Origin of the sequence: Streptomyces sp. Root431 (genome assembly GCF_001426585.1) — a bacterium.
In the GTDB taxonomy this organism is placed as follows: Bacteria; Actinomycetota; Actinomycetes; order Streptomycetales; family Streptomycetaceae; genus Streptomyces; species Streptomyces stackebrandtii.
Map to the genome: position 1 here is coordinate 822,278 of NZ_LMEI01000001.1, position 14,287 is coordinate 836,564.

A 14,287-nucleotide genomic window follows, 5' to 3' on the forward strand; every position below is an offset into this window, starting at 1 on the left:
GCGCACCCCTTGCGAGGTGTGCAGAGCCCATCGTACGTGACCGACGGGCGCCGTCGCCAGCGTATTACCCGCCGACCCGCCGCTAGGCGATCTTGGCCGCGCGCTCCCTGCGCTTGGCCGCCGCGATGGCCCGGTTCGTCTCGCGGGTGTCCTGCTGCTCGCGCAGCGTCTGCCGCTTGTCGTACTCCTTCTTGCCCTTCGCGAGCGCGATCTCGACCTTGACCCGGCCGTTCAGGAAGTACAGCGCGAGAGGCACGATCGTGTGACCCGTCTCCTGCGACTTCGACTCGAGCTTGTCGATCTCCTCGCGGTGCAGGAGCAGCTTGCGCTTCCGCTTCGCCGAGTGGTTCGTCCAGCTGCCCTGCATGTACTCGGGCACATGGATGTTGTGCAGCCACGCCTCGTGGTTGTCGATCTGCACGAAGCCGTCGACGAGCGAGGCCCGGCCCATCCGCAGCGACTTCACCTCGGTGCCCATGAGGACCACGCCGCACTCATAGGTGTCGACGATGTGGTAGTCGTGGCGCGCCTTCTTGTTCTGAGCGATGATCTTCCGCTCGGGCGCCTTGTCCTGGTTCTTCTTCGCAGGCTTGCCCTGCACGTTCACGAGTCCCTTTGCCATAGTGCGGCCATTTTCGCACTACGAGCCCCCTCCGAGGCCACTCAATACCGTACGGGCCCGTTCCTCGGCCTTCTCGCCGGCCGTCAGGTCGGGGGTGATGCCCCGGCCGTCCACGGCGTGCCCGGCGGGCGTGCGGTAGTGGCCGACGGTCAGCTCGGCCACCGAGCCGTCCGGGAGCGCGCTCGGCATCTGCACCGAGCCCTTGCCGAAGGTCCTCGAGCCGACCGTGACCGCCCGGCCCCGGTCCTGGAGGGCGCCGGTCAGCAGCTCGGCCGCGCTCATCGTGCCGCCGTCGATCAGCGCCACCAGGGGCCGGCCGGTGTCGCCGCCCCCGTCCGCGTACACGGCCCGCTGCTCGCCCTCGACGTCGTACGTGGCGACCAGGCCACCGTCGAGGAAGGCGGAGGCGGCGACGGCGGCCTCCGCGACCAGACCGCCGGAGTTGCCCCGCAGGTCCAGGAGGACTCCGGCGCCGGCCGGGGCGTCCCGTACCGCGTCCCGCACGCGCGAGCCCGCGCCCTTGGTGAAGGCGGCGACCTTGATCAGGACGGCCCCGTCGTCGAGGCGGCGGACGCTGACCGGGTCCGTCGCGAGCCGGGCCCGGAGCAGGGTCTCCGTCCGGACGGCGCGGCCGCGCTCGACCCGGAGGACGACGGCCGATCCGGGGACGCCGTCGCCGCGGAGCAGGGAGACGACCTCGGAGACGGAGAGCGCGCCGACCGGGCGGCCGTCGACGGAGACGAGCCGGTCGCCGGCCCGGAGCCCGGCCCGCTCGGCGGGACCGCCGGGCTGGACCCGGGTCACCTTCACCCCGCCGCCCTCGGCGGCCCGGCCCGCGGAGAGCCCGACGCCCGTGTAGGCGCCGTCGAGGGCCTGCTCGAAGTCGGCGTACTCCTTCTTGTCGTACACCGCGCCCCAGCGGTCGCCGCTGCGGCTGACGAAGTCCTCCGCGGCCTGCTTGCCCGACTTCCCGTCGGCCATGGCCGCGGCGGCCGCACGGTTCAGGGCGGCGCGGTCCACCGTGTCCGTACGGACGGCGTCCGGCGACCCCGCGCCCGCGACGCCCTGCCGGGGCAGCGCCCCGGTGGCTGCGGCGGTCGCGAGGACCCCGGTGAAGACCAACGTCAGAACGGCCCCACGGAGCACTCCGCGGGGCCGGATACAGAGGCGGTGATCGACGCCGGCCGGCATGGCGCCCACTCTAGGACAAGTGAATGGCGCCGCACGGGCTTTGCCCGTACGACGCCATTCGCTGTCAGGGGTGTCTTCTCACACCTTCAGGTACTTGCGCAGCGCGATGAACGCGGCCACGGCCGGCATGAGCAGACCGATGGCGAGCACGAGCGGCAGCTTGGCGAGGACGGCGTCCCAGCCGATGAAGTTGACCAGCTGCATCTTCTCGGCGAGCGCGATGCCGTGGTCGATGAGGAAGTACCGGCCGACGAGCAGCAGCACACAGGCGACGGCGCCGCCGAGGAGTCCGGCGAAGGCGGCCTCCATGATGAACGGCATCTGGATGTAGAAGCTGGACGCGCCCACGAGCCGCATGATGCCCGTCTCGCGGCGGCGACTGAAGGCCGAGACGCGGACGGTGTTGACGATCAGCATCAGCGCGATGACCAGCATCAGGCCCATGACGCCGAGGGCGGCGATGTTCATGCCGTTCATCAGGTCGAAGAGGTTCTGCAGGATGTTCCGCTGGTCCTGGACCGACTCGACGCCGTCTCGGCCCGCGAAGGCCGTGGCGACCACCTTGTACTTCTCCGGGTCCTTGAGCTTGACCCGGAACGACTCCTGCATCTGGTCCGGCGTGATGACGGACGCGATGGCGGTGTCGCTGTACTGCTCCTTGTAGTGCTTGAAGGCCTCGCTGGCGGACTCGTGGTGGACGTCCTCCACGATGTCCATCTCCCGCAGATCGGCCTCGATCTGCTCCTTCTGCTGTGTCGTGACCGCGCCCTTGGCGCACTTGGCCGCGGTGGCCGCGTCGGTCTTGTTGCAGAGGAAGATGGAGACGTTGACCTTGTCGTACCAGTAGTCCTTCATCGTGCTGACCTGCTCGCGCATGAGCAGCGCGCCGCCGAAGAGGGCGAGCGAGAGGGCCACGGAGACGATGACGGCGAAGGTCATCGTCAGGTTGCGCCGGAGGCCGACGCCGATCTCGGAGAGCACGAACTGAGCGCGCATGGTGACTGCTTTCCCCTACCTGTTCTTCGTCGGCCTGCTCAGTGCTGGTATCCGTAGACGCCACGCGCCTGGTCGCGGACGAGGCGACCCTTCTCGAGCTCGATGACGCGCTTGCGCATCTGGTCGACGATGTTCTGGTCGTGGGTCGCCATGACGACGGTGGTCCCTGTCCTGTTGATGCGGTCGAGCAGCTTCATGATGCCGACGGAGGTCTGCGGGTCGAGGTTGCCGGTGGGCTCGTCGGCGATCAGCAGCATCGGGCGGTTGACGAAGGCGCGGGCGATGGCGACGCGCTGCTGCTCACCGCCGGAGAGCTCGCCGGGACGCCGGTCCTCCTTGCCGCCGAGCCCGACCAGGTCGAGCACCTGCGGCACGGCCTTGCGGATCTCGCCGCGCGGCTTGCCGATGACCTCCTGGGCGAAGGCCACGTTCTCGGCGACGGTCTTGTTGGGGAGCAGGCGGAAGTCCTGGAAGACGGTGCCGAGCTGGCGCCGCATGTGCGGCACCTTCCAGTTGGAGAGCCGGGCGAGGTCCTTGCCGAGGACGTGCACCTGGCCTTGGCTCGCGCGCTCCTCACGCAGGAGCAGCCGCAGGAAAGTCGACTTTCCGGAGCCGGACGAACCGACGAGGAAGACGAACTCCCCCTTCTCGATCTCCAGGGAGACATCCCGGAGCGCGGGGCGGTTCTGCTTCGGATAGGACTTGGAGACGTTGTCGAATCGGATCACGGATGCACCACGGTCGGCCGGGAGTAGGTGTGCGTGACCTTACGCGAACGGGGATGGCCCGCGCAGTCGCGGTCCTGGCTTGCGTGCTTTATCCTTTTCGCCCTTCGGGGTGGAGGGCGGGCGCTCCGGTGGGGCGCGCCGAATCGTCCGGGAGCTGGCACAGTGGTAGGGGGAACGTCCGGACCCCTCCGGGCGTTGTCCTGGTGTGGATCCCAGTGCGGGAGGAGGAGAGCGCATGACCTACGACCGACTGGTGTGCGCCAACTGCGCGGGCCCGGTCGCCGAGGGCCGCTGCCGCGTCTGCCGCGCGAACCGGGAGCGTCTGACCCCCCAGGGGCTGACGCCCGCGATGCTGCTGACGCTGGCGATCGCCCTGCTGGCCGCGATCGCCCTGCTCGCCGCGATCCAGACGGCCTAGGCCTGCCGCCGGACGCATTGCCGGCCATGTCCTGCCGGACCGAGGGACGGCCACACACACGAGCCGAGCGCGGCGAAGGGCCGGGGAGAGCGATCTCCCCGGCCCTTCATCATGCGCGCGCTCTCACGCGCTCACGCGGTTCCGTCAGACGGCGGCGTTGCCGCCACCGCCGACGAGACGCGGCAGCATGCGGAAGCCGATGCCGCCGGCGATCATGGTCGCGGCGCCGATGATCAGGAACGAGGTCTCGGCCGCACCGGTCTCGGCGAGCTCCTCCTTGGCCTGACCCTGCTGCACGGGCTGCGAGCCGGCGTTGTTGGTGTCGGTGTTGTTGTTGCCGGTGTCCACGCACTCGGCACCGTCGAGGTCGACGGTGCAGGTGCCCGGGTCGCCCGCGCCGGAGTCGGTGGAGCCACCGTCGGTGCTGTCGTCCGGGGTCACGGGGCTGTCGGTCGAACCGCCGTCGGTGCCGCCGTCGGTCCCGTTGTCGGTCCCGCCGTTGCCGTTGCCGCCGTTGCCGTTGCCACCGTTGTGGTTGCCACCGTTGTTGCCGTTGCCGGGCTCGGTGGTCTCGCCACCGCCGGGCTCGGTGGTCTCGCCGCCACCGGGCTCGGTGGTCTCGCCGCCACCGGGCTCGGTGGTCTCCACCGGCGGGGTGGTCTCCACCGGCGGGGTCGTCTCCACCGGCGGGGTCGTCTCCACCGGCGGGGTCGTCTCCACCGGCGGGGTCGTCTCCACCGGCGGGGTGGTCTCCACCGGAGGCGTCGTCTCCACCGGCGGGGTCGTCTCCACCGGAGGCGTGGTCGGCGGCGGCGTGGTCTCGCAACCGGCGGAGCCGGGGAGGCACGTCTCCGTCGGGGTCGGCTCGTTCTCGCCGAAGGCGCCCACGGCCTGCGCGGCACCGGCCGCGGTCAGCGAAGCTCCGGCGGCGATCACCGCTCCGGCGGCGATGCGCGCGAATCGGATTCGCATCTGCTTGGTCATCTGGCTGCTACCCCCAGTAGCTCAAACTCGTCATGGGGCAGCGCTCGGGGCCCCGCGCAGCAGGGGCGGCGTCACGACTGGGCCGGCCCCCGTTCACACGCGCCCCAGAAATGCGCATGCCAGTACGTCACCCTTCCGAGTTTCCGATGAAGCGTCAAGGCCGTTGCGCGTGCGATGCCCGAAAGATCCACAAGTGCCCGCCATGAGACGATGCAACTGTGACGTAAACCCGTAACTCCGGGCCCGGCGCCACCAGTTCCCTTGTCGACAAAGCGCCCCGACGGCCCCGGTTCCGCTTGCGCCAGCGAATCCGCGCGACGGTACGGAACGAGTACGGACCCCGCACCGAGGAGGTGCGGGGCCCGTACTCGCACGGCTGAACGGGTCAGCCGGGGAAGCTACTTCTCCTGCTACTTGTCCTGCTGCTTGCGCCAGCGGATCCCGGCCTCCAGGAAGCCGTCGATCTCACCGTCCAGGACCGACTGCGGGTTGCCGACCTCGAACTCCGTACGGAGGTCCTTGACCATCTGGTACGGGTGGAGGACGTACGAACGCATCTGGTTGCCCCAGGAGCTGCCGCTGTCCTTGAGCGCGTCCATCTTCGCGCGCTCCTCCTGGCGCTGACGCTCCAGGAGCTTGGCCTGGAGGACGTTCATGGCGCTCGCCTTGTTCTGGATCTGGGAGCGCTCGTTCTGGCAGGAGACCACGATGCCGGTCGGGATGTGCGTGATGCGCACCGCCGAGTCGGTCGTGTTGACGCCCTGGCCGCCGGGGCCCGAGGCGCGGTAGACGTCGACGCGCAGCTCGGACTCGTCGATCTCGACGTGGTCGGAGGACTCGACGACCGGGAGGACCTCGACGCCCGCGAAGGACGTCTGACGGCGGCCCTGGTTGTCGAAGGGCGAGATGCGGACCAGACGGTGGGTGCCCTGCTCGACGGAGAGGGTGCCGTAGGCGTACGGCGTCTTCACCACGAAGGTGGTCGACTTGATGCCGGCCTCTTCCGCGTACGAGGTCTCGTAGATCTCCGTCGCGTAGCCGTGGCGCTCCGCCCAGCGCAGGTACATGCGCTGGAGCCGCTCGGCGAAGTCGGAGGCGTCGACGCCGCCGGCCTCCGCGCGGATGTTGACCAGGGCCTCACGCTCGTCGTACTCGCCGGAGAGGAGCGTGCGGACCTCCATCTCGTCGAGGGCCTTGCGGACGGAGGTGAGCTCCGTCTCGGCCTCGGCGAGGGTGTCCTGGTCGTCCATCTCCTCGGCGAGCTCGAAGAGCACCGCGAGGTCGTCGATGCGCCCGCGCAGGGTCTCGGCCTTCCGGACCTCCGCCTGGAGGTGCGAAAGCTTGCTCGTGATCTTCTGCGCCGCCTCCGGGTCGTCCCACAGGGACGGGGCCGCGGCCTGCTCTTCGAGCACGGCGATGTCGGCCCTCAGCTTCTCGAGGTCCAGGACGGCCTCGATCGACCCCATGGTCGAGGAGAGGGACTTCAGCTCTTCGGATACATCGACGACTGCCACGCGTCCAGCGTAACGGCTCCGGGCGGGGAGCCGAACCTTTGGCCGTGACGGGCCGTACGGCCGTCCCCTACGGCCGTCCCCTCCGGCTGTCCCCTACGGCCGTCCCCCTGGCCTGCCCCCTCCGTCTGACCCTGAGTCCGTCCCTACGGCTGGGAGGACTGCTTGGAGTCCTGCGGCGGCGCGTCCCCGTCCCCGGAGGCCACCAGGTAGCCGCCGGCGCCGAGCGCTCCGGCGACCACGACCGCCGCGACGGCGAGGGTGATCCGGCGCTTGCGGACCACGCCCGCCTTGTGGCGGGCCGAGCCGGGGCGCCGGGCGCCCGCCGGGCGGGGGGCCCGGGCGGTGCCGAGGGGGCCGCCGGAGAGTTCGTCGGGGGCAGGGACCCGCATGGAGGTGTGGGTGTCCCGGTTGGAGTCGGCGGAGGCGCCGGGCACCAGCGGGACGGCGGCCCGGCGCGGGCCGGGCTCACCGGCGCCCGTGCCGGTGGCGTACGCCTCCTCCTCGTACGGCTCCGAGGCCTGCGCGGACCCCGGTGCCGGGTCCGCGTCCGGCTCGTCCACGTCCAGCGGCGGGATGCCCTTGAGCAGCGGCAGGACGTCCTTGAGGCGGGCGGCGAGCTCGGAGGCGCGCAGCCGGGAGGCGGGGGCCTTCGCCAGGCACTGCACGATCAGCTGCCACAGCTCCTCGGGGATGCCGGGGAGCGGGACGACGGTCTCGGTGACGTGCCGGCGCAGGACGGCGCCGGGGTGGCCGCCGCCGAAGGGCGTGAAGCCGGCGAGCAGCTCGTACAGGACGGTGGCGAGGGCGTAGATGTCGACGGCGGCGCGCGGCGGGAGGCCCTCGACGATCTCGGGGGCGAGGTAGTCGGGGGTGCCGATGATCCGGGTGGCCTTGGTGCGGCCGGGGGTGTCGATCAGCTTGGCGACGCCGAAGTCGGTGAGGAGGGCGGGGTGTGCGCCGCCCGGGCCGAGCGGGCCCTCCATGTCGAGCAGGATGTTCTCCGGCTTGACGTCCCGGTGGACGACCCCGGCGGCGTGCGCGGCGGCCAGGGCGTCGGCGACGTCGGCGGCGATCGCGACGGCGGCCTCGGGGGCGAGCCGCCGCTCCCGGTCCAGGCGGGTGCGCAGGTCGGTGCCGCGCACGAGGTCCATGACGAGGGCGAGGTCGTTGCCGTCGACGACGAGGTCGCGGACCTTGACCACCCGGGGGTGGTCGAGGCCGAGCAGCGCGGTCCGCTCCTGGACGAAGCGGCCGACGAGCTCCTGGTCGGAGGCCAGGTCCTCGCGCAGCAGTTTGACGGCGACGGGCCCTTCGGGTCCCTCGCCGAGCCACACCGTTCCGGCGCTGCCCCGTCCGAGGATCTGGTGGGCGGTGTAGCGGCTGCCGATGTTCCGTGCCAAGACTGCTCCCTCAGCGGCTGCGGTTCGCGTCAAAGCTACGCGTCCGCAGCCGCCGGTCGTCACTTCCGAAGCGAAATCACCCTTCGGAAGTCGATAAATCGGCAGTATTACTGCCCCGTACCGCCGGTAGTACCCCCGGAGCCGGTGGCCTCGCCGATCGTGGAGACCCACTCCGTGACCTTCGAGATGCCGTCGCCGATGGCCTGCCAGTAGCCCTTGCCCTGGGCGACCCAGTCCTGGAGCGGGGTGAGCTCCCAGACGAGCCAGCCGGCGACCACGAACAGGACGATCGTGAACAGGCAGCCCTTGAGGCAGCCGAGGCCGGGGATCCGCATCGGGTTCGCGCCGCGCTGGCGCGGCGGGCGCGGCTCGCGCGGCGCGGGCGCCTGGGGCGGCGGCTGCGGCGGCGTGTACTGCTGCTGGGGCTGCTGCTGCGGCTGCGCGTACTGCTGCGGGGGCGGGGGCGGCGGCGCGTACTGCTGGGGCTGGTGCTGCTGCTGGTACTGCTGCGGCGGCGCGGGACGCTGCTGCTGGTGCTGCGGCGGCCGCTGCTGCCCGTACTGGCCGGGCTGCCCCTGCTGTCCGTACTGGCCGGGCTGGCCCTGCTGTCCGTACTGCCCCTGCTGGCCCTGCTGGCCCTGCTGCTGCGGGCGCTGCGGGCGGCGGCGCAGCGGGTCCTCGCTCGGGTCGAGGTACTGCACCTGCGTCTGCTCGTTGCGGTCGCGGGCCGCGCGCAGCTGGCTCTGCCAGGGGTGCGGGTCCTCGGACTGCGGCGGCTGGGACGGTACGGGCGGCATGACGGCCGTCGGGTCGGCGACGCCCGCCGGGCCGCTGGTCGGCATCACGCTGGTCGCGGCGGCGGGGTCGTAGTGCGCCGGGGCCCCGGCACCGCTGGGCAGCACCTGGGTGGCGTCGGCGGCCCCCGGGGTCTCCGGGACCGGCGCGGGCGCCGGGTCCGGGGCGAGGAGCGCCCCGACGCCGTCCGCGGCCTCGATCTGCGCGGGCGTGGAGTGGACGCCGATGCCGGCGGCGACGGCGCGCAGGCCCCGGGCGAGGTTCTCGGCGCTCGGCCGCACGTCGGGGTTCTTGCTGAGGCAGCGCTCTATGACCGTCCACAGCGGGCCGGGCACGGTCGAGGGGCGGCGCGGCTCCTCGCTGAGGTGCCGGTGGAGGACCTCGAGGGCGGTGCCGCCGGCGAAGGGGGGCCGGCCGGTGACGAGCTCGTAGAGCAGGATGCCCGCGCCGTAGATGTCGACGGCGGAGGTCTGCGGGCGCCCCTCGGCGGACTCGGGCGCCACGTACGCGGGCGTGCCGACGAACTCGTGCGTCCGGGTCAGGCCCGGGGAGTCCGCGAGGCGCGCGATGCCGAAGTCGGTGAGCATCGGGTGCATCTGGCCGCCCTGCTCGGCGAGCAGGACGTTGGCCGGCTTGAGGTCGCGGTGGACGACGCCGTCGGCGTGGCTGGCGGCGAGCGCGTCGGCGATCTGGGCCGTCAGGAGGGAGGCGGCGACCGGGGTGAGCGGTCCGCTCTCCCTGATGTACCGGTGCAGGTCGGGGCCGTCGACGAGGTCCATGACGAGGGCGAGGACATCGCCCTCGACGACCAAGTCCCGGGTGCGCACGATGTTCGGGTGGGTGAGCCGGAGGAGCACGGACCGCTCGCGCAGGAAGCGCATCACGATGTCCGGGTCGTTGGCCAGCTCCTCCTTGAGGACCTTGATCGCGACGGTCTCGCCGGGCTGGCCGGCCACGGCCGCCTCGGCGCCCGCCGTCTCCCGCTGGCGGGCTCGCCAGACGGTGCCCGTGGCGCCGCGTCCGAGCGGCTCCTCGAGCAGGTACTTGCTGCCGATAGGCCGCACGTCACGCGCTCCCTGCTGATCGTGGTCCTGGGGTGGTCTCGTGTGCTCCCCGGGGTCCCTGTCCTCTGTTGTGACCCGTCCGGGTGTCCGACCCACTTTAGTGCCGCCGAACGAGTCCCAGGCCGGTCGTCCACAGGCGAAATGTGCCCCGAACTTGTCCGGAAGAAGACGCTCCGCGGGCCGTGGCGGTTGCCAGGCATGCTCCAAAGGCATGCCCAACCAGGCATTTTTTGGACCACAGCCGACCATTCAAGATCACTTGTGGCCGACCCGGGGGCGTGTTGTCGGTGGCAGGTGCGAGGATGCCTACAGCACGTCGCATCAGTGGGGTCGGGAGCCCCCCGCGCCGTGCCGACCTGTACCGGACGACGCGTCCGTGCCGGGTGGGGGGAGTCACAGGGCGGTTCCCCTGCCGGGCATCTCGCGCAGAAGGGACCGCTGACGGCGATGCAGATCCGGCTGACCGTCCTCGCGCCGCACACCGGCCATGGCAGCCACGGCGGCCACGGCGCCGGGCGCGCCTGCGACGTTCTTGTCACGGCCCCCGCCGGGACGGCGCTCGCCGCCGTGGCCTCCGGTCTGGCCGCCGCCGTCACCGGCCCCGACACCTCCGCCTCGGGCACGACCGTGCTCTACGCGGGTGGGGACCGGCTCGACAGCAGGCGCTGCGTGCTCGGCGAGCCCCCGCTCGTCGACGGCGCGGTCCTCTCGCTCCAGGTCCCCGGCCCCGACGACCGGCTCGGCGAGACGGCGTCCGCCCGGCTGCACGTGGTGGCGGGACCGGACGCGGGCGGGGTGCACCTGCTGCACGGCGGACCGATCAGAATCGGCCGGTCCGTCGATGCCGACGTGCCGCTCGACGACCCTGACGTCTCGCGTGCGCACTGCACGGTGATCGTCGGCGACGACGGCCGCGTCACCGTCTCCGACCTGGGCTCGACGAACGGGACGACGCTCGACGGCGTGCCCGTCGGCGACCGCCCGGTCCGGCTCCGCCCCGGCTCCCTGCTGCGCCTCGGCGAGTCCGCCCTCCGCCTGACGGGCACCGGCGACGGCCCCGGGGGTACGGAGACGGTGGCGACCGCCCCCGACGGCGAGGGCCACCTGCGGGTCGCGCGCGGGACGGCCGGGCGGGCCGGGACCCCGGCGCCCTCCGACACGCCCTCGGGACGCGCGGGAGCTGCGGGACGCCCCGTCGACGACACCACCCACGGTGGCGCGCGCGGTGTCGCGTACGACACCGCGCAGCACGCTCCTCAGGACACCCGGCACGACGACGTGTACGCCGATCCGTACGCCGCCGGGTCCTACGACGACCGCCCCGCCTCCCCCGGCCACGCGCGCGCGGAGGAGCCCGAGGGCCCTCACGCCCCCACCGACGGCGAGGCCCACGGCAGAACCCGGGAGTCCCGCCGCCAGGGCGCCGCGCCCGCCCCTGGCCGCGCGGGCGGGAAGCGCGGGCTCGGCGCGTGGGCCCGGCGGCTCGCGGGCGGACGCGAGGAGCTCCCCGCCCCGGACGCCGACCCCAGGACCGCCCCGGACACCCACGCGGGCGCCCCCGTCGGCGCGCTGAGCGGCGCCCGTCCGGGCCCCGCCGGGCGGGACGCGGCCGGCGGCCCCGTACCCGTCGCCGACACCTGGCCCGACCCGGCCACCGTCCTGCTCGCCGCGCTCGGCCCCGGCCCCCGCCTCTGGGAGCGGGGCCAGGACCATCCCGAGTCCCTCGTGGTCCGGCTCGGCACGACCGACCGCGCCGAGCTCTCCGGGGTCCCGGTCACCGTCGGACTGCGCGAGGCCGGTTCGCTCGGTCTCGCCGGCCCCGCCGACCGGCTCGCCGGGCTCGCCCGCTCGGTCGTCGCCCAGCTCGCCGCCCTGCACTCCCCCTCCGACCTGGAGATCGTGCTGATCAGCGCCGACCGGAACCGCTCCCTTGAGGAGCGGCGCCGCGCCTGGGGCTGGCTCGGCTGGCTCCCGCACGTCCGCCCGGCCCACGGCCAGGACTGCCGCCTGCTCCTGGCGTACGACCGCGAGCAGGCCCAGGCCCGGACGACCGAGCTGACCCGCCGGCTCGACGACGGCCCCCTCGGCCCCGGCTGGCCCAGCGCCGACCGCGCGTCCGTCGCCGAGGCCGCCGCGCGCCACACCGGGACGGCGACGGTCGTGATCGTCGACGGGGACCCCGGGTCCGCCGCGCTGCGCGAGACGGTCGCGCGGCTCGCGGGCGCCGGGGCGGCGGCGGGCATCCACCTGCTGTGCCTCGCCGAGGCGCCCTCGGCCACCCCCGAGTCGCCGGTGGCCGCCACCTACGAGGCGGCCTGCGTCGCCTCCCTCGCCTTCCGCGAGTGCGGGGCCGCCGCGCTCCTGAGCGGCGACGTCGCGACGGCGCTGCGGCTGGTCCGCACCTCCGGCGGACGGGTCGCGGGCCACGGCACCGTCGGCGTGGTCGACGCGGTCTCCGTCGCCTGGGCCGACCGCTTCGGCCGGGCCCTCGCCCCGCTGCGTACGGAGACGGCGGCGGCGCCGCACGGCCGGGCCGCCGCGCTGCCCCCGACGGCGCGCCTGCTCGACGAGCTCGGCCTCGCCCGGGCGACCCCCGCCTCCCTGCTGGCCCGCTGGGCCTCCGCCGGGGACGGCACGGCCGTGCTGGGCGCGGGCCCGCGCGGCCCGCTCGCGGTGGACCTCACCCAGGAGGGCCCGCACCTGCTGATCGAGGGGCCCGCGGGCAGCGGCCGGACGGAGCTCCTCCGCTCGATCGCCGCGTCCCTCGCGGCCGGCGGCCGCCCGGACCGTCTCGGCCTGCTCCTCGTGGACGGCGCGGGCGGCGAGCGCGGCGAGGGCCTCGCGGCCTGTACGGAGCTGCCGCACGTCACCGAGCACCTGGTCGCCTCCGACCCGGTCCGGATGCGGGAGTTCGCGCAGGCGCTCGGCGCCGAGCTGAAGCGCCGGGCGGAGCTCCTGGGCGACGGCCACTTCGCCGACCGGCGCGGGGCCCGCGCCCCGCATGCCGCCGACCGGCTGATCGGCCAGCGCTCCCCGAGCGCGGCGGAATCCGTGCCCCAGGGCGCCCGCGCGACCGTCCGGGTGCCCGACGCGGGCGACCTGACGGACCGTCCGAGCGGCCGCACCCTGCGCACGGGCGACGGCACGATCGGCTCCCTGCCGAGCGCGCGCGGCTCCCGCACGCCCGACGGCGACCTCGGCGGCCGCCCGAGCGGCAGGATCACGTACTCGGGCGCGGACGAGCTCGGCGGCCGCTCCAGCGGGCGCACGCTCCGCACGGGCGACGGTGGCCTCCACGACCGCCCCAGCGGCCGGACCCTCCGCGTCGGCGACGACAACGACCAGCCCGGCGGCCGCACCCCGCACACCGGCGCGGACGACCTGGCCGGCCGCTCCAGCGGGCGCGTGCCCCGCGCGGACGACCTGGGGGGCCGCTCCAGCGGGCGCGTGCCCCGCGCGGACGACCTGGGGGGCCGCTCCAGCGGGCGCGTGCCGCACCCGGGCGCCGAAGACCTCGGCGGACGCTCCAGCGGACGCATGCCCTACCCCGGCGCGGACGACCTCGGCGGCCGCTCCAGCGGACGCATGTCCTACCCGGGCGCCGAAGACCTCGGCGGACGCTCCAGCGGACGCATGCCCTACCCCGGCGCGGACGACCTCGGCGGCCGCTCCAGCGGACGCGTGACCCGTGACGGTGGCGCGGGCGAGCGGGTCGGCGACCGGCCCGGCGGACGGGGCTCCTACGGCGGGGACGGCGAGAGCGGCGACCGGGCCGGTTCCCGCGCGCGCTCCGCGGCCGGGGACGCCTTCCTGGCCGACACGCCCAGCGGGCGGCTCCCCCGGCGCGAGGGCGGGTCCCTGGACGACCGGCCGAGCAGCCGCACCCTCCGCACGGGCGACGGCGACCTCGCCGACCACCCGAGCGGACGCGTACCGCACCCTTCGAGCGAGCAGCCCGGGGCCGCCGACCAGACCAGTGGGCGGATTCCGCGGCCCACGGCCGGGGAGTCCGGCTCCGCCCGGGCGGCGGGCGCCGGACCGCTGCCGCGGCTCGTCGTCCTCGTCGACGACTTCGACGCCCTGGTCGCCCCGGCGCTCGGCGCCCCCGGCCGGCCGGCCGCCGGGTCCGTCGTGCGGGCCCTGGAGGCCGTCGCCCGGCACGGTGAGCGGCTCGGGGTGCACCTCGTCGCGACCTCGTCCCGCCCGGACCGTACGGCCGACACGGAGCTGGCCCACGGGGCCCGGCTGCGGATCGTGCTCGACGCGCCCCCGGTGGCCGCGGGACCGGACGTACCGGCGGCCGGGCGCGGCAGGCTCGGTCACCCGGACGGCCGCGTGACCCCCTTCCAGTCGGGCCGCGTGACCGGCCGCATCCCGCGGACGGCGACGCTCCGCCCGGTCGTCGTCCCGCTGGAGTGGGAGCGGATGGGCGACCCGCCCACCCGCCGCCCGGTCCGCGAGCTGGGCAACGGCCCGACGGACCTGGCCCTCCTCGCGAGCGCCCTGGACCGCGCGGCCCGTTCGGTCGAGGCGACGCCGATACCGCCGCTCGCGCCCGCCACGCGCGCCTGACGG

General features: G+C 74.2%; 10 protein-coding genes. 2 read left to right on the forward strand and 8 right to left on the reverse strand.

Annotation, left to right across the window (positions count from 1 at the left end; translation table 11 throughout):
• Positions 1-82: 82 nt before the first annotated feature.
• From smpB to ftsE, 4 genes are all read right to left on the reverse strand, one after another.
• Positions 83-622 carry an SsrA-binding protein SmpB gene (gene smpB, locus ASC82_RS03630; RefSeq protein ID WP_056641239.1) on the reverse strand — a complete coding sequence of 180 codons (540 nt, stop codon included), beginning with the start codon at positions 620-622 and terminating at the stop codon, positions 83-85.
• A gap of 18 nt (positions 623-640) precedes the next feature.
• Entirely contained in the window at positions 641-1,813 is a 1,173-nt protein-coding gene (locus tag ASC82_RS03635; protein WP_056641242.1) for a S41 family peptidase, read from the reverse strand.
• Positions 1,814-1,891: 78 nt separating this feature from the next.
• Positions 1,892-2,809: a permease-like cell division protein FtsX gene (gene ftsX / locus ASC82_RS03640; protein ID WP_056641245.1), complete on the reverse strand. Its 918-nt coding sequence runs from the start codon at positions 2,807-2,809 to the stop codon at positions 1,892-1,894.
• Between the two features lie 38 nt (positions 2,810-2,847).
• On the reverse strand, positions 2,848-3,537 hold the full coding sequence (gene ftsE / locus ASC82_RS03645; protein ID WP_024761477.1) for a cell division ATP-binding protein FtsE: 690 nt from the start codon (positions 3,535-3,537) through the stop codon (positions 2,848-2,850).
• Between the two features lie 235 nt (positions 3,538-3,772).
• Here ftsE and ASC82_RS03650 point away from each other — a divergent pair, with 235 nt between their 5' ends.
• Positions 3,773-3,955: a hypothetical protein gene (locus ASC82_RS03650; RefSeq protein WP_056641248.1), complete on the forward strand. Its 183-nt coding sequence runs from the start codon at positions 3,773-3,775 to the stop codon at positions 3,953-3,955.
• Between the two features lie 144 nt (positions 3,956-4,099).
• Here the strand turns inward: ASC82_RS03650 and ASC82_RS03655 are convergent, their stop codons facing one another.
• The 4 genes from ASC82_RS03655 to ASC82_RS03670 all read right to left on the reverse strand — a co-directional run bounded on the left by ASC82_RS03655 (position 4,100) and on the right by ASC82_RS03670 (position 9,712).
• Positions 4,100-4,927, reverse strand: a complete 828-nt coding sequence (locus ASC82_RS03655) for an LPXTG cell wall anchor domain-containing protein (RefSeq protein ID WP_347336064.1) — start codon at positions 4,925-4,927, stop codon at positions 4,100-4,102.
• Between the two features lie 422 nt (positions 4,928-5,349).
• Positions 5,350-6,453 (reverse strand): peptide chain release factor 2, encoded by a 1,104-nt coding sequence (prfB, locus tag ASC82_RS03660; protein WP_056641254.1) that lies wholly within the window; start codon positions 6,451-6,453, stop codon positions 5,350-5,352.
• 143 nt (positions 6,454-6,596) lie between these two features.
• Positions 6,597-7,853: a serine/threonine-protein kinase gene (locus ASC82_RS03665; protein WP_056641257.1), complete on the reverse strand. Its 1,257-nt coding sequence runs from the start codon at positions 7,851-7,853 to the stop codon at positions 6,597-6,599.
• Positions 7,854-7,960: 107 nt separating this feature from the next.
• On the reverse strand, positions 7,961-9,712 hold the full coding sequence (locus ASC82_RS03670; protein WP_056641259.1) for a serine/threonine-protein kinase: 1,752 nt from the start codon (positions 9,710-9,712) through the stop codon (positions 7,961-7,963).
• A gap of 447 nt (positions 9,713-10,159) precedes the next feature.
• On the opposite strand from ASC82_RS03670, the gene ASC82_RS03675 reads away from it, so the two are divergent.
• Positions 10,160-14,284 carry an FHA domain-containing protein gene (locus tag ASC82_RS03675; protein WP_056641262.1) on the forward strand — a complete coding sequence of 1,375 codons (4,125 nt, stop codon included), beginning with the start codon at positions 10,160-10,162 and terminating at the stop codon, positions 14,282-14,284.
• The last annotated feature ends 3 nt before the right edge of the window (positions 14,285-14,287 follow it).